Below are 26259 nucleotides of genomic sequence, written 5' to 3' on the forward strand. Positions count from 1 at the left end.
GCAGGCGAAGTTCTTTAAAAATCAACAGCCGATAAGCGTGGGCGTTTGAAGGCGAGTGCCAAGAAGTCGAAAGGCTTCGAGGTCTTCTGACCTTAAACGCTCACTGAATTGAATTTTCATGCAAGTGAAGTTCACTTCAATTCTTTGAGCAGTAATTTCAAGATCGAACTGAAGAGTTTGATCCTGGCTCAGATTGAACGCTGGCGGCATGCCTTACACATGCAAGTCGAACGGTAACGCGGGGCAACCTGGCGACGAGTGGCGAACGGGTGAGTAAAGCATCGGAACGTGCCCAGTAGTGGGGGATAGCCCGGCGAAAGCCGGATTAATACCGCATACGACCTAAGGGTGAAAGCGGGGGATCGCAAGACCTCGCGCTATTGGAGCGGCCGATGTCAGATTAGGTAGTTGGTGGGGTAAAGGCCTACCAAGCCGACGATCTGTAGCTGGTCTGAGAGGACGACCAGCCACACTGGGACTGAGACACGGCCCAGACTCCTACGGGAGGCAGCAGTGGGGAATTTTGGACAATGGGCGCAAGCCTGATCCAGCCATGCCGCGTGCGGGAAGAAGGCCTTCGGGTTGTAAACCGCTTTTGTCAGGGAAGAAATCCTCTGAGCTAATACCTCGGGGGGATGACGGTACCTGAAGAATAAGCACCGGCTAACTACGTGCCAGCAGCCGCGGTAATACGTAGGGTGCGAGCGTTAATCGGAATTACTGGGCGTAAAGCGTGCGCAGGCGGTTGTGCAAGACAGGTGTGAAATCCCCGGGCTTAACCTGGGAACTGCACTTGTGACTGCACAGCTGGAGTGCGGCAGAGGGGGATGGAATTCCGCGTGTAGCAGTGAAATGCGTAGATATGCGGAGGAACACCGATGGCGAAGGCAATCCCCTGGGCCTGCACTGACGCTCATGCACGAAAGCGTGGGGAGCAAACAGGATTAGATACCCTGGTAGTCCACGCCCTAAACGATGTCAACTGGTTGTTGGACGGCTTGCTGTTCAGTAACGTAGCTAACGCGTGAAGTTGACCGCCTGGGGAGTACGGCCGCAAGGTTGAAACTCAAAGGAATTGACGGGGACCCGCACAAGCGGTGGATGATGTGGTTTAATTCGATGCAACGCGAAAAACCTTACCTACCCTTGACATGCCTGGAATCCTGCAGAGATGTGGGAGTGCTCGAAAGAGAGCCAGGACACAGGTGCTGCATGGCCGTCGTCAGCTCGTGTCGTGAGATGTTGGGTTAAGTCCCGCAACGAGCGCAACCCTTGTCATTAGTTGCTACGAAAGGGCACTCTAATGAGACTGCCGGTGACAAACCGGAGGAAGGTGGGGATGACGTCAGGTCCTCATGGCCCTTATGGGTAGGGCTACACACGTCATACAATGGCCGGTACAGAGGGCTGCCAACCCGCGAGGGGGAGCCAATCCCAGAAAACCGGTCGTAGTCCGGATCGCAGTCTGCAACTCGACTGCGTGAAGTCGGAATCGCTAGTAATCGCGGATCAGCTTGCCGCGGTGAATACGTTCCCGGGTCTTGTACACACCGCCCGTCACACCATGGGAGCGGGTTCTGCCAGAAGTAGTTAGCCTAACCGCAAGGAGGGCGATTACCACGGCAGGGTTCGTGACTGGGGTGAAGTCGTAACAAGGTAGCCGTATCGGAAGGTGCGGCTGGATCACCTCCTTTCTGGAAAAAGCACTCAAATTCTCGCGCCCACACTTATCGGCTGTTGTCTTGACAGCAATAGACAAACTTGAGTGGAGCGTGAGCCTGGTGAGCGTCGACAAGCGATGGCCTAGCCTGGCGCTTGTGCTTGAACACCGACCCTGGGGCGCTTCAGTTGAACGAATGCGCGGGTCTGTAGCTCAGTCGGTTAGAGCACCGTCTTGATAAGGCGGGGGTCGTTGGTTCGAATCCAACCAGACCCACCACCCATTCGTCGGGGGATTAGCTCAGCTGGGAGAGCACCTGCTTTGCAAGCAGGGGGTCGTCGGTTCGATCCCGTCATCCTCCACCATAAAACCAAGTTGCTCGATGCTGACCCAAGCGCCTGATCTCAGGCGCTTGGGTCAGCCGTCGTAAGTCGGCTGCTGTTCTTTAACAATTCATAGAGTCGAATCAGCGTTGTCGACGGAAAGCGCCTCAGTTCGTAAAGGGGCTGCAGCGCACCGTGCCGTCGATGACATTTGATTGCGTCACCAGACTTCAACTCGAAAATCGAAAGATCCGAGAGATTTGAAGAACGGCATAACGCGAATTACTCAATTCGAGTCCTTGACGATGCCGCCTTGTCCGCGGCGTCAAAATTATAGGGTCAAGTGACTAAGTGCATGTGGTGGATGCCTTGGCGATTACAGGCGATGAAGGACGTGATAGCCTGCGATAAGCTTCGGGGAGCTGGCAAATAAGCTTTGATCCGGAGATTTCCGAATGGGGAAACCCACCCGTAAGGGTATCGCACACTGAATACATAGGTGTGCGAGGCGAACCGGGAGAACTGAAACATCTCAGTAACTCGAGGAAAAGACATCAACCGAGATTCCGAAAGTAGTGGCGAGCGAAATCGGAACAGCCTGCGCATGATAGCCATCGACTTATCAGAACGGTCTGGAAAGGCCGACCAAAGAGGGTGATAGTCCCGTATGGAAAAAGTCGGTGGTGGTACTAGGTGCGGAACAAGTAGGGCGGGGCACGTGAAACCCTGTCTGAATATGGGGGGACCATCCTCCAAGGCTAAATACTCGTAATCGACCGATAGTGAACAAGTACCGTGAGGGAAAGGCGAAAAGAACCCCGGGAGGGGAGTGAAATAGATCCTGAAACCGCATGCATACAAAAAGTCGGAGCCCGCAAGGGTGACGGCGTACCTTTTGTATAATGGGTCAGCGACTTACATTCAGTGGCAAGCTTAACCGAATAGGGAAGGCGCAGGGAAACCGAGTCCGAATAGGGCGTTCAGTCGCTGGGTGTAGACCCGAAACCAGGTGATCTATCCATGGCCAGGATGAAGGTGCGGTAACACGCACTGGAGGTCCGAACCGACTAGTGTTGCAAAACTAGCGGATGAGCTGTGGATAGGGGTGAAAGGCTAAACAAACCTGGAGATAGCTGGTTCTCTCCGAAAACTATTTAGGTAGTGCCTCAAGTATTACCGTCGGGGGTAGAGCACTGTTATGGCTAGGGGGTCATGGCGACTTACCAAACCATTGCAAACTCCGAATACCGATGAGTACAGCTTGGGAGACAGTGCACCGGGTGCTAACGTCCGGACACAAGAGGGAAACAACCCAGACCGCCAGCTAAGGTCCCTAATATTGGCTAAGTGGGAAACGAAGTGGGAAGGCTAAAACAGTCAGGATGTTGGCTTAGAAGCAGCCACCATTTAAAGAAAGCGTAATAGCTCACTGATCGAGTCGTCCTGCGCGGAAGATGTAACGGGGCTAAGCCAGTAACCGAAGCTGCGGGTGCGTAGCAATACGCGCGGTAGGAGAGCGTTCTGTACGCCTGTGAAGGTGGGTCGTGAGGCCTGCTGGAGGTATCAGAAGTGCGAATGCTGACATGAGTAGCGTTAAAGGGGGTGAAAAGCCCCCTCGCCGTAAGCGCAAGGTTTCCTACGCAACGTTCATCGGCGTAGGGTGAGTCGGCCCCTAAGGCGAGGCAGAGATGCGTAGCTGATGGGAAACAGGTCAATATTCCTGTACCGATCTATAGTGCGATGTGGGGACGGAGAAGGTTAGCTCAGCCGGGTGTTGGATGTCCCGGTTCAAGCCTGTAGTCGTGCCTGGTAGGCAAATCCGCCGGGCTTAGATGAGGGGTGATAACGAGGCGGCTTGCCGCCGAAGTGAGTGATACCCTGCTTCCAGGAAAAGCCACTAAGCTTCAGCTATAGACGACCGTACCGCAAACCGACACTGGTGCGCGTGATGAGTATTCTCAGGCGCTTGAGAGAACTCTGGAGAAGGAACTCGGCAAATTGACACCGTAACTTCGGAAGAAGGTGTGCCTTTAGTAGGTGAACCCGTACAGGGGGAGCCCAATGAGGCCGCAGAGAATCGGTGGCTGCGACTGTTTAATAAAAACACAGCACTCTGCAAAGACGAAAGTCGACGTATAGGGTGTGACGCCTGCCCGGTGCTGGAAGATTAAATGATGGGGTGCAAGCTCTTGATTGAAGTCCCAGTAAACGGCGGCCGTAACTATAACGGTCCTAAGGTAGCGAAATTCCTTGTCGGGTAAGTTCCGACCTGCACGAATGGCGTAACGATGGCCACACTGTCTCCTCCAGAGACTCAGCGAAGTTGAAATGTTTGTGATGATGCAATCTCCCCGCGGAAAGACGGAAAGACCCCATGAACCTTTACTGTAGCTTTACATTGGACTTTGAACAGATCTGTGTAGGATAGGTGGGAGGCTTTGAAGCCGGGACGCTAGTTCCGGTGGAGCCAACGTTGAAATACCACCCTGGTGTGTTTGAGGTTCTAACCTTGGCCCGTTATCCGGGTTGGGGACAGTGTATGGTAGGCAGTTTGACTGGGGCGGTCTCCTCCCAAAGCGTAACGGAGGAGTTCGAAGGTACGCTAGGCACGGTCGGAAATCGTGCTCATAGTGCATAGGCATAAGCGTGCTTGACTGCGAGACTGACAAGTCGAGCAGGTACGAAAGTAGGACTAAGTGATCCGGTGGTTCTGTATGGAAGGGCCATCGCTCAACGGATAAAAGGTACTCTGGGGATAACAGGCTGATACCGCCCAAGAGTTCATATCGACGGCGGTGTTTGGCACCTCGATGTCGGCTCATCTCATCCTGGGGCTGTAGCCGGTCCCAAGGGTATGGCTGTTCGCCATTTAAAGAGGTACGTGAGCTGGGTTTAAAACGTCGTGAGACAGTTTGGTCCCTATCTTCCGTGGGCGCTGCAAGATTGAGAGAGCCTGCTCCTAGTACGAGAGGACCGGAGTGGACGCACCTCTGGTGTATCGGTTGTCACGCCAGTGGCATTGCCGAGTAGCTAAGTGCGGAAGAGATAACCGCTGAAAGCATCTAAGCGGGAAACTCGTCTCAAGATGAGTCTTGCCGGGGCCTTGAGCCCCCTGAAGAGTCGTTCTAGACCAGGACGTTGATAGGCTGGGTGTGGAAGCGCAGTAATGCGTTAAGCTAACCAGTACTAATTGCTCGTGCGGCTTGACCCTATAATTTTGACGACAACATTCGTCAAAACTCTCGTTATGCCCATTCTGGGCGACGCAATCAAAATCTGATTCGACCTCTATGAATTCGTCGGGCTGAAACCGTTCAGCCCGGCAACAAGTTAAGCCTGATGACCATAGCGAGGTGGTCCCACTCCTTCCCATCCCGAACAGGACAGTGAAACGCCTCTGCGCCGATGATAGTGCGGGTTCCCGTGTGAAAGTAGGACATCGTCAGGCTAATATAGTGAGGGAACGCCCGGTGAAAGCCGGGCGTTTTCTTCTCTAAAGAGTGTGATCGAAAGAGATCGCAGTCTTTAGCGAAAGCTATAGTTCTTTAAAAATCAACAGCCGATAAGCGTGGGCGTTTGAAGGCGAGTGCCAAGAAGTCGAAAGGCTTCGAGGTCTTCTGACCTTAAACGCTCACTGAATTGAATTTTCATGCAAGTGAAGTTCACTTCAATTCTTTGAGCAGTAATTTCAAGATCGAACTGAAGAGTTTGATCCTGGCTCAGATTGAACGCTGGCGGCATGCCTTACACATGCAAGTCGAACGGTAACGCGGGGCAACCTGGCGACGAGTGGCGAACGGGTGAGTAAAGCATCGGAACGTGCCCAGTAGTGGGGGATAGCCCGGCGAAAGCCGGATTAATACCGCATACGACCTAAGGGTGAAAGCGGGGGATCGCAAGACCTCGCGCTATTGGAGCGGCCGATGTCAGATTAGGTAGTTGGTGGGGTAAAGGCCTACCAAGCCGACGATCTGTAGCTGGTCTGAGAGGACGACCAGCCACACTGGGACTGAGACACGGCCCAGACTCCTACGGGAGGCAGCAGTGGGGAATTTTGGACAATGGGCGCAAGCCTGATCCAGCCATGCCGCGTGCGGGAAGAAGGCCTTCGGGTTGTAAACCGCTTTTGTCAGGGAAGAAATCCTCTGAGCTAATACCTCGGGGGGATGACGGTACCTGAAGAATAAGCACCGGCTAACTACGTGCCAGCAGCCGCGGTAATACGTAGGGTGCGAGCGTTAATCGGAATTACTGGGCGTAAAGCGTGCGCAGGCGGTTGTGCAAGACAGGTGTGAAATCCCCGGGCTTAACCTGGGAACTGCACTTGTGACTGCACAGCTGGAGTGCGGCAGAGGGGGATGGAATTCCGCGTGTAGCAGTGAAATGCGTAGATATGCGGAGGAACACCGATGGCGAAGGCAATCCCCTGGGCCTGCACTGACGCTCATGCACGAAAGCGTGGGGAGCAAACAGGATTAGATACCCTGGTAGTCCACGCCCTAAACGATGTCAACTGGTTGTTGGACGGCTTGCTGTTCAGTAACGTAGCTAACGCGTGAAGTTGACCGCCTGGGGAGTACGGCCGCAAGGTTGAAACTCAAAGGAATTGACGGGGACCCGCACAAGCGGTGGATGATGTGGTTTAATTCGATGCAACGCGAAAAACCTTACCTACCCTTGACATGCCTGGAATCCTGCAGAGATGTGGGAGTGCTCGAAAGAGAGCCAGGACACAGGTGCTGCATGGCCGTCGTCAGCTCGTGTCGTGAGATGTTGGGTTAAGTCCCGCAACGAGCGCAACCCTTGTCATTAGTTGCTACGAAAGGGCACTCTAATGAGACTGCCGGTGACAAACCGGAGGAAGGTGGGGATGACGTCAGGTCCTCATGGCCCTTATGGGTAGGGCTACACACGTCATACAATGGCCGGTACAGAGGGCTGCCAACCCGCGAGGGGGAGCCAATCCCAGAAAACCGGTCGTAGTCCGGATCGCAGTCTGCAACTCGACTGCGTGAAGTCGGAATCGCTAGTAATCGCGGATCAGCTTGCCGCGGTGAATACGTTCCCGGGTCTTGTACACACCGCCCGTCACACCATGGGAGCGGGTTCTGCCAGAAGTAGTTAGCCTAACCGCAAGGAGGGCGATTACCACGGCAGGGTTCGTGACTGGGGTGAAGTCGTAACAAGGTAGCCGTATCGGAAGGTGCGGCTGGATCACCTCCTTTCTGGAAAAAGCACTCAAATTCTCGCGCCCACACTTATCGGCTGTTGTCTTGACAGCAATAGACAAACTTGAGTGGAGCGTGAGCCTGGTGAGCGTCGACAAGCGATGGCCTAGCCTGGCGCTTGTGCTTGAACACCGACCCTGGGGCGCTTCAGTTGAACGAATGCGCGGGTCTGTAGCTCAGTCGGTTAGAGCACCGTCTTGATAAGGCGGGGGTCGTTGGTTCGAATCCAACCAGACCCACCACCCATTCGTCGGGGGATTAGCTCAGCTGGGAGAGCACCTGCTTTGCAAGCAGGGGGTCGTCGGTTCGATCCCGTCATCCTCCACCATAAAACCAAGTTGCTCGATGCTGACCCAAGCGCCTGATCTCAGGCGCTTGGGTCAGCCGTCGTAAGTCGGCTGCTGTTCTTTAACAATTCATAGAGTCGAATCAGCGTTGTCGACGGAAAGCGCCTCAGTTCGTAAAGGGGCTGCAGCGCACCGTGCCGTCGATGACATTTGATTGCGTCACCAGACTTCAACTCGAAAATCGAAAGATCCGAGAGATTTGAAGAACGGCATAACGCGAATTACTCAATTCGAGTCCTTGACGATGCCGCCTTGTCCGCGGCGTCAAAATTATAGGGTCAAGTGACTAAGTGCATGTGGTGGATGCCTTGGCGATTACAGGCGATGAAGGACGTGATAGCCTGCGATAAGCTTCGGGGAGCTGGCAAATAAGCTTTGATCCGGAGATTTCCGAATGGGGAAACCCACCCGTAAGGGTATCGCACACTGAATACATAGGTGTGCGAGGCGAACCGGGAGAACTGAAACATCTCAGTAACTCGAGGAAAAGACATCAACCGAGATTCCGAAAGTAGTGGCGAGCGAAATCGGAACAGCCTGCGCATGATAGCCATCGACTTATCAGAACGGTCTGGAAAGGCCGACCAAAGAGGGTGATAGTCCCGTATGGAAAAAGTCGGTGGTGGTACTAGGTGCGGAACAAGTAGGGCGGGGCACGTGAAACCCTGTCTGAATATGGGGGGACCATCCTCCAAGGCTAAATACTCGTAATCGACCGATAGTGAACAAGTACCGTGAGGGAAAGGCGAAAAGAACCCCGGGAGGGGAGTGAAATAGATCCTGAAACCGCATGCATACAAAAAGTCGGAGCCCGCAAGGGTGACGGCGTACCTTTTGTATAATGGGTCAGCGACTTACATTCAGTGGCAAGCTTAACCGAATAGGGAAGGCGCAGGGAAACCGAGTCCGAATAGGGCGTTCAGTCGCTGGGTGTAGACCCGAAACCAGGTGATCTATCCATGGCCAGGATGAAGGTGCGGTAACACGCACTGGAGGTCCGAACCGACTAGTGTTGCAAAACTAGCGGATGAGCTGTGGATAGGGGTGAAAGGCTAAACAAACCTGGAGATAGCTGGTTCTCTCCGAAAACTATTTAGGTAGTGCCTCAAGTATTACCGTCGGGGGTAGAGCACTGTTATGGCTAGGGGGTCATGGCGACTTACCAAACCATTGCAAACTCCGAATACCGATGAGTACAGCTTGGGAGACAGTGCACCGGGTGCTAACGTCCGGACACAAGAGGGAAACAACCCAGACCGCCAGCTAAGGTCCCTAATATTGGCTAAGTGGGAAACGAAGTGGGAAGGCTAAAACAGTCAGGATGTTGGCTTAGAAGCAGCCACCATTTAAAGAAAGCGTAATAGCTCACTGATCGAGTCGTCCTGCGCGGAAGATGTAACGGGGCTAAGCCAGTAACCGAAGCTGCGGGTGCGTAGCAATACGCGCGGTAGGAGAGCGTTCTGTACGCCTGTGAAGGTGGGTCGTGAGGCCTGCTGGAGGTATCAGAAGTGCGAATGCTGACATGAGTAGCGTTAAAGGGGGTGAAAAGCCCCCTCGCCGTAAGCGCAAGGTTTCCTACGCAACGTTCATCGGCGTAGGGTGAGTCGGCCCCTAAGGCGAGGCAGAGATGCGTAGCTGATGGGAAACAGGTCAATATTCCTGTACCGATCTATAGTGCGATGTGGGGACGGAGAAGGTTAGCTCAGCCGGGTGTTGGATGTCCCGGTTCAAGCCTGTAGTCGTGCCTGGTAGGCAAATCCGCCGGGCTTAGATGAGGGGTGATAACGAGGCGGCTTGCCGCCGAAGTGAGTGATACCCTGCTTCCAGGAAAAGCCACTAAGCTTCAGCTATAGACGACCGTACCGCAAACCGACACTGGTGCGCGTGATGAGTATTCTCAGGCGCTTGAGAGAACTCTGGAGAAGGAACTCGGCAAATTGACACCGTAACTTCGGAAGAAGGTGTGCCTTTAGTAGGTGAACCCGTACAGGGGGAGCCCAATGAGGCCGCAGAGAATCGGTGGCTGCGACTGTTTAATAAAAACACAGCACTCTGCAAAGACGAAAGTCGACGTATAGGGTGTGACGCCTGCCCGGTGCTGGAAGATTAAATGATGGGGTGCAAGCTCTTGATTGAAGTCCCAGTAAACGGCGGCCGTAACTATAACGGTCCTAAGGTAGCGAAATTCCTTGTCGGGTAAGTTCCGACCTGCACGAATGGCGTAACGATGGCCACACTGTCTCCTCCAGAGACTCAGCGAAGTTGAAATGTTTGTGATGATGCAATCTCCCCGCGGAAAGACGGAAAGACCCCATGAACCTTTACTGTAGCTTTACATTGGACTTTGAACAGATCTGTGTAGGATAGGTGGGAGGCTTTGAAGCCGGGACGCTAGTTCCGGTGGAGCCAACGTTGAAATACCACCCTGGTGTGTTTGAGGTTCTAACCTTGGCCCGTTATCCGGGTTGGGGACAGTGTATGGTAGGCAGTTTGACTGGGGCGGTCTCCTCCCAAAGCGTAACGGAGGAGTTCGAAGGTACGCTAGGCACGGTCGGAAATCGTGCTCATAGTGCATAGGCATAAGCGTGCTTGACTGCGAGACTGACAAGTCGAGCAGGTACGAAAGTAGGACTAAGTGATCCGGTGGTTCTGTATGGAAGGGCCATCGCTCAACGGATAAAAGGTACTCTGGGGATAACAGGCTGATACCGCCCAAGAGTTCATATCGACGGCGGTGTTTGGCACCTCGATGTCGGCTCATCTCATCCTGGGGCTGTAGCCGGTCCCAAGGGTATGGCTGTTCGCCATTTAAAGAGGTACGTGAGCTGGGTTTAAAACGTCGTGAGACAGTTTGGTCCCTATCTTCCGTGGGCGCTGCAAGATTGAGAGAGCCTGCTCCTAGTACGAGAGGACCGGAGTGGACGCACCTCTGGTGTATCGGTTGTCACGCCAGTGGCATTGCCGAGTAGCTAAGTGCGGAAGAGATAACCGCTGAAAGCATCTAAGCGGGAAACTCGTCTCAAGATGAGTCTTGCCGGGGCCTTGAGCCCCCTGAAGAGTCGTTCTAGACCAGGACGTTGATAGGCTGGGTGTGGAAGCGCAGTAATGCGTTAAGCTAACCAGTACTAATTGCTCGTGCGGCTTGACCCTATAATTTTGACGACAACATTCGTCAAAACTCTCGTTATGCCCATTCTGGGCGACGCAATCAAAATCTGATTCGACCTCTATGAATTCGTCGGGCTGAAACCGTTCAGCCCGGCAACAAGTTAAGCCTGATGACCATAGCGAGGTGGTCCCACTCCTTCCCATCCCGAACAGGACAGTGAAACGCCTCTGCGCCGATGATAGTGCGGGTTCCCGTGTGAAAGTAGGACATCGTCAGGCTAATATACAGAAGGCCCGAACTCCATGAGTTCGGGCCTTTTCCATTTCCGGCTCCTGGGTCACGAGGAACAGCCATTCCCGGTAATGGCTCGTGTACGCCGATACTCTTGTGCGCGCAACAAATGCTGTGAATCCGAGAATCCGAGCAGTTAACCTCACATCTCAGCCTCCGGAATCGTCACCACCGAGCCGTCACACTTCAGCAGACCGTCCTGCATCAGCGATTCAACGACCTCCGCGGCGGCGAGTGCTGACCCGCCCGCCTCGGTTCCCCACGCGTTCGCGGCACGGAAGATCGGTGTGGCCACAATCCATGCCGTCAAGTCGTTGAGCTCGCGGCGACGGTGTTCAAGCATGTGATAGACGACAAGCGCACGGACGGCATGGTCTCGGTGGCGGTGCGGCAGCCGTACATACCGTTCCAGCCGTTGCCGCGATTGGGCCAACGCCGCTGCCACGTCTGTGAACGCGGCACCATGTCCGGGTAGAACTCGTCTCGGCGCGAGTCGCTCGATGCGGTCGAGTGCGATGAAGGCCTCGTTGAAGCCACTGTCACCGTGCAGTTCCGGAAAGATGATGGCGAGCCGATGCTCCCACAGGGCATCGCCACTGATGAGCGTACGGCTGTGTGGCTCGAAAAACATCAGAGCGTGAGGGTCATGCCCCGGGGCGGCATGTACCTGCCACACCTTTGCGCCAAGTGCCAACTCATCCCCGTCCTGCAGGTAACCATCGACACAGAAGCGCGCGCAGCGCTGTCCCGTCTCTACGAAACTGAGTTGCTCTTCATTCCAGGGGTCGACTGCGGAGCGGTAGCCAAGCGGCACGGTGATCGACGCCGAGGGCCAGCGTAACTGCAGTGCCGCATTGCCCCCGCAATGGTCGCTGTGAAGGTGCGTATTGACGATCTGGCTCAACGGCCTCGTGCCAATGGCGTGTTCGACGAGCGAAACCGTTTGCGTCGCGTGGCTCACATAGCCGGTGTCTACGACACCTGCATCATCATCCCTTCCCGCGAAGACGATGCTGTTCGCGGACAACCAGCCCCGCTGGAGCAGGTGAACGCCGCCGGGTAGTCCGGCCGGTCGCGGGCCGTCGCGGAGCATCGACATCACGCTGCGTCACGCAGCCGAGCGCAACTCCCGCCGAAGGATCTTGCCGACGTTGGACTTGGGCAGGTCGTCGCGGAACTCGATGTAGCGGGGCCGCTTGTACGCGGTGAAGTTGTCCTTGCAATAGCTCATCAGGTCAGACTCCGACAACGTGCCGTCGCGCCGCACGACGAACAGCTTCACGGATTCCCCTGACTTGGCGTCCGGGATCCCGATGGCAGCGCATTCGATGACACCCGGATGCAGATTGACCACCTGTTCGATCTCGTTCGGGTACACGTTGAAGCCGGACACCAGGATCATGTCCTTCTTGCGATCGACGATGCGCGTGTGGCCGCGTTCGTCCATGACGCCCACGTCACCCGACCGGAAGAAGCCGTCCTCGGTCATCACCTTCGCGGTTTCGTCGGGGCGGTTCCAGTAGCCGGCCATCACCTGCGGCCCGCGGATGCAGATCTCTCCCGCTTCGCCGAGCGGCACATCGCGGCCGTCGTCGTCCCGAATCGCGATGTGTGTCGACGGAACCGGCAGACCGATGGTGCCGGTAAAACCGTCGATGTCCAGCCGGTTGGATGTGGCCACGGGCGAAGTCTCCGACAAGCCATACCCCTCGACGATCGAGCAGCCGGTGACCTTGCGCCACAGTTCGGCCGTGGCCTGTTGCACAGCCATGCCGCCGCCGTTGGAAACCACGAGGCCCGAGAAGTCCAGCCGGCAGAACGCCGGATCGTTCGCCAAGGCGTTGAACAACGTATTCACCGCTGGGAACATGTTCACGCGATGCCCCTGCAAGGCTTTCACGAACCCCGGGATGTCGCGCGGATTGGGAATCAGCAGGTTCAGCATGCCGAGCCGCGCGCCCATCATGTAGCAGATGGTCAGCGCGAAGATGTGATACAGGGGCAATGCACACACCACCGTCATCTGCTGCGACCCCAAGGTGTCCAGCATCGGCTTGAACCACGCTTCGGTCTGCAGAATGTTCGCAACGACGTTGCGATGAAGCAGCGTCGCGCCCTTCGACACACCGGTGGTGCCGCCCGTGTACTGCAGGAACGCGACGCTGTCGCCGCTGAGCACGGGCCGCTTCAGGTTCAGCCGCGTACCTTCGGCCACCGCCATGTTGAAGCGGGTGACGCTGCGGCCCTGGTCGAGCGGCAACCGGTACTCCGGCACCATCTTGCGCAGGTGCCGGACCGCGAAATTGACGAGCAGGCCTTTCCAGAAGCCAAGCAGGTCGCCCATGCTGGCGAGCACGACATGGCGAATGGCCGTCTTGTCGATCACCTCCTCGAGCGTGATTGCGAAGTTCTCGAGCACGATGATCGCCTGCGCGCCCGAGTCGTTCAGCTGGTGCTCGAGTTCGCGCGGCGTGTACAGCGGATTGACGTTCACGACAACGAACCCGGCGCGCAGGATCGCGGCGATCGCCACCATGTACTGCGGCAGGTTCGGCATCATCACCGCGACGCGGCTGCCCGGATCCAGGCCCTTGGATTGCAGCCAGGCGCCGAGCGCCTCCGACAGCTCGTCGACCTCGCGGAATCGCAGGCGGCTGCCCAGGCACTCCGCCGCCGGCCGATTGGCGTGCTTGCGGAAGGCCTCCTCCAGCAGTTCCACCAAGGATGAATAGATCGACGGATCGATCTCGCTGGGTACACCGTCGGGGTAGTTCTTCAGCCAGGGTCTTTGCACAGGAGCTCCGGAGTCGGGGGCGGGATCAGGCTCCGCATCGTCCCGGGCACTGCGGCGCCGCACTACGGTAATTGTCCTAGCGCGGCTGCATCATCCATAGACGCACCCCCCGAGGCGCTTGTCGCGGACGTGACTGCGTCCCCACCGAAGAGGGCTCGCGCCAGCGCCTCTTCGCGTTGCCGAACGATTGCCAGGAAGTCACCGGCCCCCTTCATGGCGCCGAAGGTGTCGAAGCCGTTCTCGAGGAATCGCTGCAGTTCTCCGAGGCCCGCGGCTTGTGCGGGCTTGCGCATCATCCGCAGCGCACCTCGCAGCAGGTGGCTGCGGGTGTAGCGATCGAGCGCCTCGCCGATGCGCAGCGTCAGGTCGATCTGCGCTTGGCGATCTTCGGGGCGACCGGTGCGTTGCCAGAGGCGGCGATAGGTGGCCGCATCGATCGCCGGGCCGTCCAGCGCGCGGGCCATCGCGTCGTCGAGCGATTCGGACAGGGCATGCAAACGTGCGAGCGATGCAACTGTCCCGACGATCTCGTCCGGGAACATGCGCACCAGCGCCGGCACGATGCGCCCGAACTGGGCGTCGCGCGCGGCGAATTCCTGAGGGCCGTAGAGCTCTTCGAGGAAGAAGCGGGCCGCGCCGCGATAACGCGGATCGGTCAGCAGGTCGGCGTACCCGCGCTCGAAGCGCGACGCCTGGTAGGCCTTCACCATGCGCACGCGCTCGGCATGCGCCGGCTCGTGACGGCGCTCCGCGCGCAGCTGCTCGACCACGGCGAGCTGTTCGAGGATCTGTTGGCCGGCTGGACTCATCGCAAGGCTGGAGCGTAGCGCGAGGACAGGCTCCGCCGGTTGGGCTAGTGGCTCCGCCCTACCGAGGCGTGACAACAAGCGCGAAGGTCGGTGCGAGACTTGGTTGGATGATCGCGCGACTTCAACGCCTGCTGGTGTTCACCGTGCTGGCCGCGGCCGGCGGCTGGTGGTGGGCCAGTGGCGTGCAAGGGGTCGGCTGGCCTTGGCGCATCACGGTCGCGATATTGATCCTGCTGCCGCACGCACCGGTCCTGGCATTCGAATTCGTGCTGCTGGCCGTCTTCGGCAACCATCACCCGGCCCCGCGGCCCTCCGCCTGGGCGCTGGTTCGCGCCTGGGCGGGAGAAGTGCTCTGGGGCGTGCAGACCTTCGGCTGGCGCCAGCCTTTTCGTGCCAACGCCGTGCCTGACCACTTGCCCGCGCGCGCACCGACGGATGTCGGCCGTCGCGGGGTGCTGCTGGTGCACGGCTACGTCTGCAACCGCGGCTTGTGGAATCCCTGGATGCGGCGGTTGCGCCGACTTGACGTGCCGTTCATCGCCGTGACGATGGAGCCACCGTTCGGCTCGATCGACGAGTACGCCGGGACGATCGACGCGGCGGTCCGCCGCCTGCAGGCGGCCACCGGCCAACAGCCGCTCATCGTCGGCCACAGCATGGGCGGTCTCGCGGTACGCCACTGGTTGCAGACATGCGATGGCGCTTCGCGCTGTGCCGGCATCGTGACGGTCGGTTCGCCGCACCACGGAACCTGGCTCGCGCGCTTCGCATTCAGCCACAACGCCCGGCAGATGCAGCGCGGCAGCGCGTGGCTCGCGGCGCTCGCGAACGCCGGTCCGGCCATGGCATCGTTCATCTGCTTCTACGGCCACTGTGACAACATCGTGTTCCCCGCGGCGACGGCGACCCTGCCCGGCGCCGACAACCGGCACCTGCCCGGGCTCGCGCACGTGCACATGCTGTCGAGCCCCGAGATCTTCGATGCCATACTGTCCCGGGTGCAGGCCTGAGCGGGTGCCAGTGCAGCGGAGTGCTCAGCCTCCGATCGACGGCGCGCTCACGGCGAAGGTGCGCTCGCCCGGAAGCACGGTGCCGGCGTCGATCTCCAGCTGCTGGCGCACGGCCTCATAGACCGGCGTGAAGTCGGGCGCAGTCGCATCGAACAGCTGCTGGAACGAGTCGATCACGAAGTAGTTGGCCTGGTAGTCGTCGATCTTGTAGCGGCTGCGCATCAGGCGCTGCAGGTCGAAGCCGATGCGCGCCGGCGCCGGGCTCTCGACGCTGTAGCGCAACTCGCCGGCTGACGAGAGGATGCCGGCGCCATACGCGCGCAAGCCCTGCGGCGTGTTGATGAGGCCGAACTCCACCGTGTACCAGTACAGGCGCGCCAGCTGCTCGCAGGCATCGAGGCGGCTTGCCTTCATGCCACCGGCGCCATAGGCCTGCATGTAGTCGGCGAAGACCGGGTCGAAGAGCAGCGGCACGTGGCCGAACAGGTCATGGAACACGTCCGGCTCGACGACGTAGTCGAATTCCTCCGGCTTGCGGATCCAGTCGGTCACCGGGAAGCGGCGCTCGGCCAGCAACGAAAAGAAGGCCTCTTCCGGGATCAGGCCGGGCACGGCGACGATCTCCCAGCCGGTAGCCCTGCGCAGGCGCTGGCTGACCTGGTCGAAGCGCGGAATGTGCGTCGGCTCGCCGAGCAGGGCCAGCGCGCGGACGAATTCGTCGCATGCGCGGCCGTCGAGCTGACGGGCCTGGCGCTCGAAGAGGCGCTGGTAGAGCGCGTGTTCAGCACTGGTGTAGTCGGACTGCTGGTCGCAGGTGTAGTCGACGTGCGCCCGCGCGTAGTCGCCACGCGGCGGCCGGTCGCCCTGCCCGTACGTGACGGGCGATACGCCCTTGTTGACGCCGTCATGGAAGTCGAACTGCAGTACGGGGCTCATGGCTCAGCGGTCTCCTTGGGAACCCCATCACTGTAGGCCGCTTTGCCAGCAGCATTCATGCGTCTTCCGGCGCCGTGGTCGTGGTGGGCGCCGGAATCCTGCAGAATACTCGCCATGGACGACCCCATCCTGCTCGATGGTCTGGATCGACGCATTCTTCGCGTTCTGCAGGACGATGGCCGCACGACCTTCGATGCGCTCGCCTCGCAGATCGGCCTGTCGGCCTCGGCCACCCTGCGGCGCGTGCGCCGCCTCGAGGAAGCGGGCGCGATCGCCGGCTACGTGGCGCTGGTCCCGCCCGAGCGCATCGGCCTGGCCCTGACCGCGTACATCAACGTGCGCCTCGAGAAGCAGACCGAGAGCAGCAAGCGCAACCCGATGGATGTCTTCAAGGCGGCGGTGCAGACGTGGCCGGAGGTCGTCGAGTGCGCCTCGCTGACCGGCGAGATGGACTACCTGCTGCGTGTCGTCGTGCGCGACATGGCGCACTACACGCGATTCGTGATGGACACGCTGCTGAAGCATCCGAGCGTGCAGGACTGCAAGTCGAGCTTCATGCTGGAGCGCATCAAGGGACCCTCGGCGACGCCCTTGTAGCAGCGCGGTCGGGCCGGTCCCGGTTCAGTCGTCGATCTCGTGCAGCAGCTGCAATGCCGGCTCCCGGCCGAGGTTGAGCAGCTGGGCGATGTCGCTGATGTCGTCGGGCAGCGCGGGGTTGTCCCAGCCGCGCGCGCTGTGGCGGGCGACTCGGATCGCCAGCTGCACGTTGCGCACCTGCGGCGAGGTGCTCGCGTGGTCGTCGCTGATGCGCACCAGCAGTTCCGGCAGGCGCCAGGCCTTCATCAGCGCCTGCTGCAGGTCCGACAGCGTGACGTGCAGCAGCTCGCGCTGGACGTCCACTGAACGCAGCGAGGGCTCGGCAAGCTGGCGTCGAGCGATCTCCTGGGCGAGTGCCGGTGCATGGATCCACAGCAGCATCTCGGCGAAATCATGCAGCAGGGCCGCTTCGTGGATCACCGCGGCGTCGTGGTCGAGCCGATGGACGGCAAAACCCAGCGCAAAGCGCGCCGCACGGCGCGCACGGGCCAGCACGCCCTGCAAACCATCCAGCGCGTGCGGATGGTTGGCGAGCCGGTCCTCGATGGACGGCAGGCCGCCGAAGGCATGAAAAAAGGGCGGTACGCCCATCAGCACGATGGCCGCGGTGACCGTCTCGACATCGGTCTGCGCGCGCGCCGACCGCCTTTCGGCGACGTGGCGCAGCAGCTTCAGCACCATCAGCGGATCGTCGGACACCGCTTCGGCCAGCGTGTGCGCATCCACCGCGTCTTCGTTGGCGCCCAGGGCGGCGATGGCCTGCGTCGTCTCCGCCAGCACCGGGATGTCGCGCTGCTGGAAGCTCGCGAGCCAGCTGTCGACGCCAGCCGGTGGGCTGGTCAGGAACGGCGGGTCGGTGGTGGACATGGCAGCCAGTTCGGCGGATCGTCAACCGTGATTTCGGCCGACGTCCCGCCGCACTTAAGTGGCGGTCAGCGGCGGCTGCTGGAACGACAGCAAATGGCCTGCCCGCGGGTCGCTGCGACCTTCCAGCAGCTCGAGGTAGCTGCGGCGCACCTCGGCGGCGCCGTATCCTTCCTCGACCACGAGCCACGGGGACTGGCTGGCGCCATCCATCGCCTGCATCAGCCGCTGCCACGCGGCGTCGACGCGCTGCTGGAGGCCGGCGGCCCCCCAGCCTTCAGGCGGCGGCCCCAGCCGCTTGCGCATCTGGCTCGGCGCGAAGAACAGCGTCGGCCGCGGACCGGGCAGTCCGCCGCCGGAGCCCAGTTCGTCCCAGTGCGTACCACCCACCGAGCAGCTGTAGCTCAGCGCGCCATCGAAGTGCGTGTGCACGGCCAGGCGCTGCGCCGCGCTGCCGGACATGTCCACGTAGACGGTGGGCACCGCGCGATCCAGTTTCGCCAGGTCGTCGTAGGCCAGTACCTCGTCGTAGCAGCCCAGCGAGCGCGTGAAGTCGAGGTTGGCGTGCGAGGTCAGCCCGGTGACCTTGATGCCTGCGTCGTGCTTGCGGGCGGACAGGCACAGCGCCGTGCCGTAGGCCGTCTTGCTCGACGCACTGGACAGCAGTACCTGTCCGGCGCCGAAGAAATCCTGCTCGGCGAGGAAATCGTCGATCAGGAAGGACGTGACGAACAGCGGCCGCAGCAGCGCCTGGCGCGCTTCGTTCGCCGGTTGGTAGGCGGGGTCGGCGCGGCAGAACTGCACATGGTTGTAGACCGCCGGCAGGTTCGCGCGGTGGGCGCTGCCGTCGACGAAGCCGCGCGCATCGACGCGCACCGGCGTGACGACGAGGTGGCTGCCCATCGGCCAGTAGCCGTAACAGCGCTCGCCGACCGCCACGCCGCCGGCGCGGGACTCCACCACCGTCGCGAAGCCCCAGACCGGAATGCACCCGTGCATCTGCTGGTCGGTCGGGAAGAAGTCCCAGTACTTCATCGCGTCGCCGAAAGCGGCATACGTGATGTTGTTGGCCGTCAGCGCGAACTGCTCGATGCGCAGGCGGGCCTGGCCTTCGGCCAGCGGCCGGTGGGCGTCGGTGTCGGGCGCGAAGCAGGTCTCGCGCAGGTTCTGGCGATGCACCAGCAGGCGCAGCGGTTCGTCGATCGCAGCCATCAGGGGCTCCTCGTGCAGCAGCCGATCATCGGTCCGCCGAGGGGCAGCGGTCGAGCGGGACATCACCGGTGGACGAGGGCCCGCCGGGATGAACGGGCTGGGGCGGGCGCCGTGCCCGGCGCCCGCGTCCAGCGGCCTCACAGCCGGCGCACGCCGGACACATGCCCGACGTATTCGCCGTTCACGTACAGCGCGCCTTCGGGCGCGCCGGCTTCGGCGTAGAACTCCAGCTCCGGCGCACGCTGTGCGCCGCGACCGACGTCATCGGCGCGCAGGCGCCGCGACAACTTCGCGAGCGCCTTGCTCGCGCCGCGCAGCGCGAAGGCCGCGCTGCGCCGCAACACACCACCGCTCGGGGCGGCGAAGGGGCCGTAGTAGCCGTACAGACTCTTGCTCATGGTCGTCTCCATCGGACATTCGCCGCTCGCCGACCATGGCCGGGACGAATGCCGCGTTGTTCAGGTGCAGGGATGTCGTTCCTTCATCAGCTCGCGCTGCAGCTCACGCTTGGCGGCGTTGCGCAGGGCGGCGGTACCGCGTCGGTGGGCGCCGGCGTGGCGATGCAGGCAGGCAGCCACCAGCGGATTGCGGGGCTTGAGGGTCTTGACGGTGATCTTCATGGGTTGCCTCCAGGGCAAGGAGAAATCGGCAGTCCGAATGACAACGGCCCGGGCGCTGCAGGCAGCCCGGGCCGTGGTGGTGGACAGCGACGGTGTGTCGCGTTCAGCCAGCCATGGCGCCCGGCGGTGCGCCTGCATGCACTCGAGCGCCGCGTTGACCTCGCGACGCTGCCTGATGACCTGCCGTCGCCGATGCGCACGGCATGGCGAGGAAGGTGAAACAGGACAGCGAAACGAACATGGACAGCGCAGACTCGGACGGTTGGTTGATCGGTGGGGATCGTCGCTGAGGGGCGTTACCGCTTGCCTTGATCAACGACTTGCGCAGATGATAAACATTCATTTATCTTGCGCAAGCCCCTAGGGCTGGGGATCAGGGAAAGTCCCGAGATGCGCATGCGATCGCCGCTTCGCGAGCGTGATAGGCGCCCGGTGCGCCCGGTGCGCCTGGTGCGCCCGCGACGGCTCAGCGCTTGCGCTTCAGCGGCGCGACACCGGCCTGGGTGCTTTGCCAGAGGCTGTGATCGTCGACCGGGGCGGGCGCCGGCGGGTATCCCGTCGGGCGGGTTCCAGCGCGCGGCGCCGGTCGCGACGACACGGGGGCCGGCGTCGACGACGCGGGCGTGGGCGTCAGGACTTCGCCGAGCAGATCGAGCAGGCGCGTGCGTGCGCGCTGCGGGTGGCGCCGGTAGTAGGTCAGCACCAGGCCGACGATGAAGCGCTCATCGTCGTCCTGCGGCAGCGGGCCGGCATCCGTTGTCATCGTCGAACCGGACGCCGGCGCCGCCGGGGCGGCGGGCGTGTCCGGGCTGCCGGGCCCGTGCGGCACGTCCATCCAGCCGGCCGGCTTGCGGCACAGGTGCTCGAACTGGCGCGCCAGTCGCTCGCCGATCTGGCGTGAGCGGCCCTTGATCTGGCTCCAGTAGCTGGGCTGGATCTGCAGGCGTTCGGCGAAGCGGCGTTCCAGGCCACGCAGCGTCGCCGCGTCAGGATGGCTGATGGTGGCCTGCACGAACTCGTCGAACAGCAGCATCGCGTTGTCGAGGCGGATGCGCGCGACGTCAGGCACGGAAGACATGCCCAGATGATAAACGGTGCTTGCTCAGCGACGGTCGAGCAGGGTCGGCGCGATGTCGGCGAGCGTGCGGCAGCCGGTCAGCGCCATCGCGATCTCCAACTCGTCGCGCAGCAGGCGGATCACGTGCGCGACACCCCGCGGCCCCGCCGCCGCGAGCGCCATCACGAACGGGCGCCCGATCAGCACCGCGCGCGCACCGAGCGCCAGGGCCTTCAGCACGTCGGTGCCGCGGCGGATGCCCCCGTCGACCAGCAGCGGCAGCGCGCCGCCGACGGCGTCGGCGATGCGCGGCAGCGCGTCGGCGGTCGGCAGCGCCGTGTCGAGCGTGCGCCCGCCGTGGTTGCTGACGATCACGCCGTCGGCGCCCGCAGCCGCCGCTTGCCGCGCGTCTTCGGGATGCAGCACGCCTTTGACCAGCAGCGGCAGGCGCGTGCGGCCGCGCAGCCAGGCGAGGTCGTCCCAGGTGGGCGCGTCGTGCAGCAGGTCGTCGAAGAGCGCGCTCGCGCCGGCGGCGCGCGTCGGTCGCGGCGGCAGCCCCTGCAGGTTGACCGGCGGCGGCAAGCGCACGCCGGCGCGTCGCTCGCGGTCGCGCGCGCCACTGGTCGGGGCATCCACCGTCAGCACGATCGCCTCGTAGCCGGCGCTCTCGGCGCGCTGCACCAGGTCGGCGGTGAAGCCGCGGTCGTGCTGCCAGTAGAGCTGGAACCACAGCGGGCCGCGGCCGGCGTCGGTCGCCGTCAGCCGGGCCACCGCCTCGAGCGGCGCGCTGGCCAGCGTGCTCAGCACGAAGCCGGCGCCCTGCGCGGCGGCGGCCAGCGCGCTGCCGCACTCGGCGTCGGCGTGCGCGAGCTGCTGGTAGGCCACCGGGCCCAGCAGGATGGGGTGCGGGCAGCGGCGGCCGAACAGGTCGAGCTGGGTGTGGCCCCCGGCGAGCGGTCGCAGCACGCGCGGCAGCAGCCGCAATCCATCCCAGGCCGCGCGATTGGCGCGCAACGTGATCTCGTCCGCGGCACCGCCGGCCAGGTAGGCCCAGGCCGCGGCATCGAGGCGCGCTTCGGCCAGCGCCTCGTAGTCCTGCAGGTTGATCGCGCTCAGCTGTCCGCCCACATGCGCAGCAGGTTGTGGTACGTGCCGGTGAGCCGCACCGTCTCCGCCGACTCGCCGTGCTCGGCGCGCAGGCGCATCAGCGCCATGTCCATGTCGAACAGCAGCTGGCGCTGGTCGTCGCGGCGCACCATGCTCTCGATCCAGAAGAAGCTTGCCAGCCGCTCGCCACGGGTGACGGGTTCGACGCGGTGCACGCTGGTGCCGGGGTACAGCACCAGCGAACCGGCCGCCAGCTTGACGCGCTGCGAGCCGAAGCCCTGCTCGATGACCAGCTCGCCGCCGTCGTACTCGGACGGATCGCTGAAGAACAGCGTGCACGACAGGTCGGTGCGCACGCGCTGCTCGCCGGCGTAGCGGATCGCCTGGTCGACATGGTCGCCGTAGTGGTTCGCGGTGCCGGCGTAGCGGTTGAATTGCGGTGGCAGCACGCGCTTGGGCAGCGCCGCGGAGAAGAACACCGCATGCCGCTCGACCGCCTGCAGCACCAGCGTGCGCAGCGCGCGGGCGGTCTCGCTGTCGGCATCGAGCTGCTGGTTGTGCTTGACCCGCGCCGCCTGCGGGCCGGCGCTGCGCCGGCCGTCGGTCCACGCCGCGCCGTCCAGCAGATCCCGCGCGTGGGCCAGCGCATCGGCGTCGAGCACGTCGGGGATCTGAAGCAGCATGGCAGGACGCGTCTTTCGGACGTCAGAAGCGGTAGCTGGTGGTCAGCTGCACGGTGCGCGGCTTGCCGGGGATGTAGTGGCCCCGGTACAGCATGTCCGCGTACAGCTTGTTCGTGACGTTGGTGACGTTGAGCTTGAACGTCAGGTCGTTGAACGTGTACTCGGCCATCAGGTCGCCGGTGACGTAGGCCGGGGCCTTGAAGGTGCTGACCAGCGGCGGCGCGTCGGCGCTGCGCGCGTTGAGGCCACCGCCGAAGCGCCAGGCGCCGAGCCGGTAGGTGGACCAGATCGTGCCGCTGTGCCGCGGCGTGCCGCCGGGCCGGCTGCCGACCTGTTCGCCCTGCAGGCTGACCGGGATGCCGTTCGGATCGGTGGCCGGCGGCGATCCCTTGTCGATCTCCGCGTCGGGAATGAACGCGTATGACGCGAAGACTTCCCAGGCCGGCGTGATGCGCCCTGCGAGGTCCAGCTCGATGCCGCTCGCGTGGCGCTGACCGGACAGCAGGTAGGCCGTCGGCGTTTGCAGGACCGTGTCGGCGTCGCGGTTGCGCTCGTTGGTCTTCACCGAGTGGAACAGCGCGAAGCGCACGCTCAGGTTGCCGTCGACCAGGTCGAGCTTGCCGCCGAGCTCGAAGTTCCTGCTGCCCTCGGGCGGCGTATTGCTGCCCAGCAGGTCGTACTGGTAGGTGTCGCCCGAGGTGTTGAACGAGGTACCGTACGAGAGGTGGTACGACTGGAATGCGTCTGGCTGGTAGAGCACGCCGACACGCTTGCTCCACAAGGCGTCCTTGCGCGCACGGTGCGTCGGTGCCGTGGTGCCGATCTGCGGGGTGTTGTAGTCGCCCTCGAATCGGTCCCAGCGCAGGCCGGCCAGCAGCTTCCATTGCGGCGTGATCTGGATCAGGTCCTGCGCGTAGACGCCCAGCGCCTTGGCGTCGAAGGTCCGGTTCATCGTCACGAGCCGAGCGGCTTCGTCGACGCCGCCGCCGGCGTTGGGGGCGCCCAGCGTGGTCTTGGGCTTGGCCGCGGGCAGCGCGCTGGCGCCGAAGTTGACGAACTCCTCGTGCGCGTAGTCCACGCCGGCCTGCACCGCGTGCTTCAGGCCGCCGAAGTGAAAGCGGCCGCTGTAGTCGCTCTGGAAGTTGAGCGTGTCGAGCTCCTGGATCTTGACGTTGTTGCCCCGCGTCAGGATCGTGTTCGGGCCGATGTTCTGCAGCGTGACCGGGTCGGTGGTCGCGTTCGGGCACTCGGGGTTCGCGTTGCTCCGGGTGCAGAAGCGGATCGCGCTGGCGCGCAGGTCGCGGTCGTAGTTCGCGCGCCTCAGCACCGTCTTCAGCTCGCTGCCCTGGCCGAAGCGGTGGATGTGCGCCAGCGTGCCGTACTTCGCGCCGCCGTCGCTGTAGTCGCTGGCGGCGGCGTAGTAGTTGCGCGGGTCGACCGGCACCAGCACGCGGTCGGTGGCGCCCGCGCTCGGCGCCAGCCACGGCATGCCGTAGTTCACCCCGTTGTGGTTGTCCAGGGTGTACAGGCCGACGCTGAACTCGTCGCGCGTGCCGATGCCCAGCGCGTAGGTGGCCGCGAGGCCTTCCTTGTCGACGAAGTTGCCCCAGTTGTCGGCCTCGGTCTTCATCGCGTTGACCCGCAGCGCCGCGTTCTCGCCGGTGCGCAGGTTCATGTCGGCCGTGACGCGCGTGTACTTGCCGTTGCCGATCGTCAGGTCGACCTCGTTGCGGCCGAACAGCAGTGGCTGCTTGTTGACCTGGTTCACCGCGCCACCCGTCGAGCCGCGGCCGAACAGCATCGACGCCGAGCCGCGCATCACCTCGATGCGGTCGTCGTTGAAGGTGTCGCGCTCGTAGAACGCCGGGTCGCGGATGCCGTCGATGAAGATGTCGCCGGTGGAGTTCAGCGAGAAGCCGCGCAGGCGGATGTCCTCCTCGCCGCCTTCGGCCGCCTGGAAGCTGATGCCGGCGGTGTTGTGCAGCGCCTCCTTCAGCGTGTCGAGGTTGCGGTCGTCGATCAGGCGCTCGGTGACGACGGTGACCGACTGCGGGATGTCGCGCAGCTCCTGCGTGCCCTTGCCGATCGAGGTGGTCGTCGCCTGCACGGTGTCCTTGCCCTGGCGCACCGCGCGGGCCTTGGCTTTCACGGTCGGCAGCACGGCCTCCTTGCCGTCGCCGGCGGCGCTGGCCGAAGCCGCGGGCGTCGGGGCGGTGGCGGGGGTCTGCGCGGCAGCGACGCCGCCCAGGCCGAAGCCGGCCGCCAGCGCGCCCAGCGGCAGCAGAGGCAGGTGGCGTTGTTTATCTCGGGACATCGAATCAACTCCAGTGGACGTTCGGACAAGACACTGGCTGGCACGGCCGAACAGGCGGCGGCCGCGTTGGCTGGGGATGGGGAAGCCGGCGCGTCGCGCCGGCCGGGTTCAGCGCGCTTCGGGCTCGCTGACGAAGCCGATCTTGGTCAGCCCGGCCTTCGAGGCGTCGGCCAGTGTTTCGGCCACGGCGCGGTAGGCGACGGTCTGGTCGGCGCGCAGGTGCAGCTCGGGCGCCGGTTGATGGCTGGCGGCCCGCGCGAAGCGCTCGGCGGCCTGCGCGCGGCTCACCACCTGGCCATTGAAGAAGCGTGTGCCGGCGGCATCGATCGCGAACTCGATCTTGTCCGGCTTCAGCTGGTTGACCTCGGCGCTGGCCTTGGGCAGGTCGAGCTTGACCGCATGCGTCAGCAGCGGCGCGGTGACGATGAAGATCACCAGCAGCACCAGCATCACGTCGATCAGCGGCACCATGTTGATCTCGGCCATCGGCGCGGCGCCGCGCTTGCCGTCGAAGGAGGCGAAGGCCATCGTGCGCTCCTTGCGGCGATCAGGCGGCCGCCGCCTTCAGCGGCCGCACCTTGCCGCCGTCGGCCTGCGCCGCCGCCGCGCCCGGGGCTTCGCCGAGGGTCAGGAAGCTGTGCAGCTCGAACGCGAAGGCATCGAGTTGCGCGGCCAGCACGCGGTTGCTGCGGGTGAAGGCGTTGTAGGCCACCACGGCGGGAATCGCGACCGCGAGGCCGAGCCCGGTCATGATCAGCGCTTCGCCGACCGGGCCGGCCACCTTGTCGAGCGTGCCGGCGCCGGACAGCCCGATCGCCACCAGCGCGTGGTACACGCCCCAGACCGTGCCGAAGAGGCCGACGAAGGGCGCCGTCGCACCGACGGTGGCCAGCGTCGTCAGGCCGCTTTCCATGCGCATCGTCTCCTCGTCGAGCACCTTGCGGATCGTGCGGGTGATGAAGTCGCTGGCGCTGCCCGCATCGGCCAGGCGCGTCGCCCCGTGGCGCGCGTGGTGCTCCTGCGCATGCAACGCGTGGGCGCTGAGGTGCGAAAACGGGTCGTGCGCGCCGTGCGTCGCGAGCTCGTGGCGCACCGCGTCCATCGTCGGCGCGTTCCAGAAGGTCGCGAGGAACGAGGCGCCGCGCTGACGACGCCGCCACTGCACCAGGCCCTTGACCGCGACCAGCGCCCACGAGGCGACGGACATCAGCACGAGGATCGCGAGCAGGGTCTTGCCCAGGCCGTCGGTCTGGGTCAGGAAGTGGCCGAAGCCGAGGGTCGGGTTGTCCATGTCGTTC

At 62.5% G+C, this 26259-nt stretch carries 16 protein-coding genes, 4 tRNA genes and 6 rRNA genes; 12 read left to right on the plus strand and 14 right to left on the minus strand.

The features are described 5' to 3' along the window. The first annotated feature begins 165 nt into the window (after positions 1-165). From P1K89_RS27255 to rrf (P1K89_RS27300), 10 genes are all read left to right on the plus strand, one after another. Positions 166-1694, plus strand: a 16S ribosomal RNA gene (locus P1K89_RS27255). Positions 1695-1862: 168 nt separating this feature from the next. After that, positions 1863-1939: transfer RNA gene (locus tag P1K89_RS27260), tRNA-Ile, on the plus strand. Positions 1940-1949: 10 nt separating this feature from the next. Then, positions 1950-2025: transfer RNA gene (locus P1K89_RS27265), tRNA-Ala, on the plus strand. 295 nt (positions 2026-2320) lie between these two features. Further along, positions 2321-5194, plus strand: a 23S ribosomal RNA gene (locus P1K89_RS27270). Between the two features lie 124 nt (positions 5195-5318). Next, positions 5319-5431 (plus strand): 5S ribosomal RNA (gene rrf, locus P1K89_RS27275). Between the two features lie 248 nt (positions 5432-5679). After that, a 16S ribosomal RNA gene (locus tag P1K89_RS27280) occupies positions 5680-7208 on the plus strand. A gap of 168 nt (positions 7209-7376) precedes the next feature. Then, positions 7377-7453 (plus strand) — tRNA-Ile (locus P1K89_RS27285). A 10-nt stretch (positions 7454-7463) separates the two neighbouring features. Then, positions 7464-7539, plus strand: a tRNA-Ala gene (locus P1K89_RS27290). A gap of 295 nt (positions 7540-7834) precedes the next feature. Beyond that, a 23S ribosomal RNA gene (locus P1K89_RS27295) occupies positions 7835-10708 on the plus strand. A 124-nt stretch (positions 10709-10832) separates the two neighbouring features. Then, a 5S ribosomal RNA gene (rrf, locus tag P1K89_RS27300) occupies positions 10833-10945 on the plus strand. The 16S, 23S and 5S rRNA genes sit together here with 4 tRNA genes alongside, the layout of an rRNA operon. 155 nt (positions 10946-11100) lie before the next feature. Here the strand turns inward: rrf (P1K89_RS27300) and P1K89_RS27305 are convergent. The 3 genes from P1K89_RS27305 to P1K89_RS27315 form a co-directional block, all read right to left on the minus strand. After that, positions 11101-12057 carry an MBL fold metallo-hydrolase gene (locus P1K89_RS27305; protein ID WP_284619695.1) on the minus strand — a complete coding sequence of 319 codons (957 nt, stop codon included), beginning with the start codon at positions 12055-12057 and terminating at the stop codon, positions 11101-11103. A 9-nt stretch (positions 12058-12066) separates the two neighbouring features. Then, a complete protein-coding gene (locus tag P1K89_RS27310) occupies positions 12067-13752 on the minus strand; it encodes a long-chain-fatty-acid--CoA ligase (protein ID WP_284619696.1) in 1686 nt (561 codons plus the stop codon). Between the two features lie 62 nt (positions 13753-13814). Beyond that, entirely contained in the window at positions 13815-14561 is a 747-nt protein-coding gene (locus tag P1K89_RS27315; protein WP_284619697.1) for a DUF8198 family protein, read from the minus strand. Between the two features lie 107 nt (positions 14562-14668). On the opposite strand from P1K89_RS27315, the gene P1K89_RS27320 reads away from it, so the two are divergent. Further along, a complete protein-coding gene (locus P1K89_RS27320; RefSeq protein WP_284619698.1) occupies positions 14669-15571 on the plus strand; it encodes an esterase/lipase family protein in 903 nt (300 codons plus the stop codon). Between the two features lie 24 nt (positions 15572-15595). On the opposite strand, the gene phhA is transcribed toward P1K89_RS27320, so the two are convergent. Further along, complete coding sequence (gene phhA, locus P1K89_RS27325; RefSeq protein WP_284619699.1) at positions 15596-16507, minus strand: phenylalanine 4-monooxygenase; 912 nt, start codon at positions 16505-16507, stop codon at positions 15596-15598. Positions 16508-16621: 114 nt separating this feature from the next. On the opposite strand from phhA, the gene P1K89_RS27330 reads away from it, so the two are divergent. After that, a complete protein-coding gene (locus P1K89_RS27330) occupies positions 16622-17104 on the plus strand; it encodes an Lrp/AsnC family transcriptional regulator (protein WP_284619700.1) in 483 nt (160 codons plus the stop codon). A gap of 24 nt (positions 17105-17128) precedes the next feature. On the opposite strand, the gene P1K89_RS27335 is transcribed toward P1K89_RS27330, so the two are convergent. From P1K89_RS27335 to P1K89_RS27380, 10 genes are all read right to left on the minus strand, one after another. Further along, complete coding sequence (locus P1K89_RS27335) at positions 17129-17971, minus strand: HDOD domain-containing protein (RefSeq protein WP_284619701.1); 843 nt, start codon at positions 17969-17971, stop codon at positions 17129-17131. Between the two features lie 54 nt (positions 17972-18025). Beyond that, positions 18026-19180 carry a DUF2855 family protein gene (locus P1K89_RS27340; protein ID WP_284619702.1) on the minus strand — a complete coding sequence of 385 codons (1155 nt, stop codon included), beginning with the start codon at positions 19178-19180 and terminating at the stop codon, positions 18026-18028. A 137-nt stretch (positions 19181-19317) separates the two neighbouring features. Next, positions 19318-19578, minus strand: a complete 261-nt coding sequence (locus tag P1K89_RS27345) for a hypothetical protein (RefSeq protein ID WP_284619703.1) — start codon at positions 19576-19578, stop codon at positions 19318-19320. Positions 19579-19638: 60 nt separating this feature from the next. Then, positions 19639-19800, minus strand: coding sequence for a hypothetical protein (locus P1K89_RS27350; protein WP_284619704.1), 162 nt, complete (start codon positions 19798-19800; stop codon positions 19639-19641). Between the two features lie 466 nt (positions 19801-20266). Then, positions 20267-20878, minus strand: a complete 612-nt coding sequence (locus tag P1K89_RS27355; protein ID WP_284619705.1) for a hypothetical protein — start codon at positions 20876-20878, stop codon at positions 20267-20269. A gap of 24 nt (positions 20879-20902) precedes the next feature. Then, entirely contained in the window at positions 20903-21985 is a 1083-nt protein-coding gene (locus P1K89_RS27360) for an alpha-hydroxy acid oxidase (RefSeq protein ID WP_284619706.1), read from the minus strand. After that, positions 21970-22647: a Fe2+-dependent dioxygenase gene (locus tag P1K89_RS27365; protein ID WP_284619707.1), complete on the minus strand. Its 678-nt coding sequence runs from the start codon at positions 22645-22647 to the stop codon at positions 21970-21972. The genes P1K89_RS27360 and P1K89_RS27365 overlap by 16 nt, the downstream gene beginning before the upstream one ends. Positions 22648-22669: 22 nt before the next feature. Next, entirely contained in the window at positions 22670-24961 is a 2292-nt protein-coding gene (locus P1K89_RS27370) for a TonB-dependent receptor (RefSeq protein ID WP_284619708.1), read from the minus strand. A gap of 108 nt (positions 24962-25069) precedes the next feature. Further along, positions 25070-25489 (minus strand): ExbD/TolR family protein, encoded by a 420-nt coding sequence (locus P1K89_RS27375; RefSeq protein WP_284619709.1) that lies wholly within the window; start codon positions 25487-25489, stop codon positions 25070-25072. Between the two features lie 19 nt (positions 25490-25508). Further along, on the minus strand, positions 25509-26252 hold the full coding sequence (locus tag P1K89_RS27380) for a MotA/TolQ/ExbB proton channel family protein (protein WP_284619710.1): 744 nt from the start codon (positions 26250-26252) through the stop codon (positions 25509-25511). Between the last annotated feature and the right edge of the window lie 7 nt (positions 26253-26259).

Origin of the sequence: Aquabacterium humicola, assembly GCF_030167915.1 — a bacterium.
GTDB classification, from domain to species: domain Bacteria; phylum Pseudomonadota; class Gammaproteobacteria; order Burkholderiales; family Burkholderiaceae_C; genus Pseudaquabacterium; species Pseudaquabacterium humicola.

Excerpts from the sequence above, each read along its gene's own strand:
- P1K89_RS27375 (WP_284619709.1), bottom strand. The coding sequence starts at position 25,489 with ATGGCCTTCGCCTCCTTCGACGGCAAGCGCGGCGCCGCGCCGATGGCC.
- P1K89_RS27320 (WP_284619698.1), top strand. The coding sequence starts at position 14,669 with ATGATCGCGCGACTTCAACGCCTGCTGGTGTTCACCGTGCTGGCCGCG.
- P1K89_RS27355 (WP_284619705.1), bottom strand. The coding sequence starts at position 20,878 with ATGTCTTCCGTGCCTGACGTCGCGCGCATCCGCCTCGACAACGCGATG.
- P1K89_RS27345 (WP_284619703.1), bottom strand. The coding sequence starts at position 19,578 with ATGAGCAAGAGTCTGTACGGCTACTACGGCCCCTTCGCCGCCCCGAGC.
- P1K89_RS27335 (WP_284619701.1), bottom strand. The coding sequence starts at position 17,971 with ATGTCCACCACCGACCCGCCGTTCCTGACCAGCCCACCGGCTGGCGTC.
- P1K89_RS27370 (WP_284619708.1), bottom strand. The coding sequence starts at position 24,961 with ATGTCCCGAGATAAACAACGCCACCTGCCTCTGCTGCCGCTGGGCGCG.
- P1K89_RS27315 (WP_284619697.1), bottom strand. The coding sequence starts at position 14,561 with ATGAGTCCAGCCGGCCAACAGATCCTCGAACAGCTCGCCGTGGTCGAG.
- P1K89_RS27350 (WP_284619704.1), bottom strand. The coding sequence starts at position 19,800 with ATGAAGATCACCGTCAAGACCCTCAAGCCCCGCAATCCGCTGGTGGCT.
- P1K89_RS27330 (WP_284619700.1), top strand. The coding sequence starts at position 16,622 with ATGGACGACCCCATCCTGCTCGATGGTCTGGATCGACGCATTCTTCGC.
- P1K89_RS27380 (WP_284619710.1), bottom strand. The coding sequence starts at position 26,252 with ATGGACAACCCGACCCTCGGCTTCGGCCACTTCCTGACCCAGACCGAC.
- phhA (WP_284619699.1), bottom strand. The coding sequence starts at position 16,507 with ATGAGCCCCGTACTGCAGTTCGACTTCCATGACGGCGTCAACAAGGGC.
- P1K89_RS27340 (WP_284619702.1), bottom strand. The coding sequence starts at position 19,180 with ATGGCTGCGATCGACGAACCGCTGCGCCTGCTGGTGCATCGCCAGAAC.
- P1K89_RS27305 (WP_284619695.1), bottom strand. The coding sequence starts at position 12,057 with ATGTCGATGCTCCGCGACGGCCCGCGACCGGCCGGACTACCCGGCGGC.
- P1K89_RS27365 (WP_284619707.1), bottom strand. The coding sequence starts at position 22,647 with ATGCTGCTTCAGATCCCCGACGTGCTCGACGCCGATGCGCTGGCCCAC.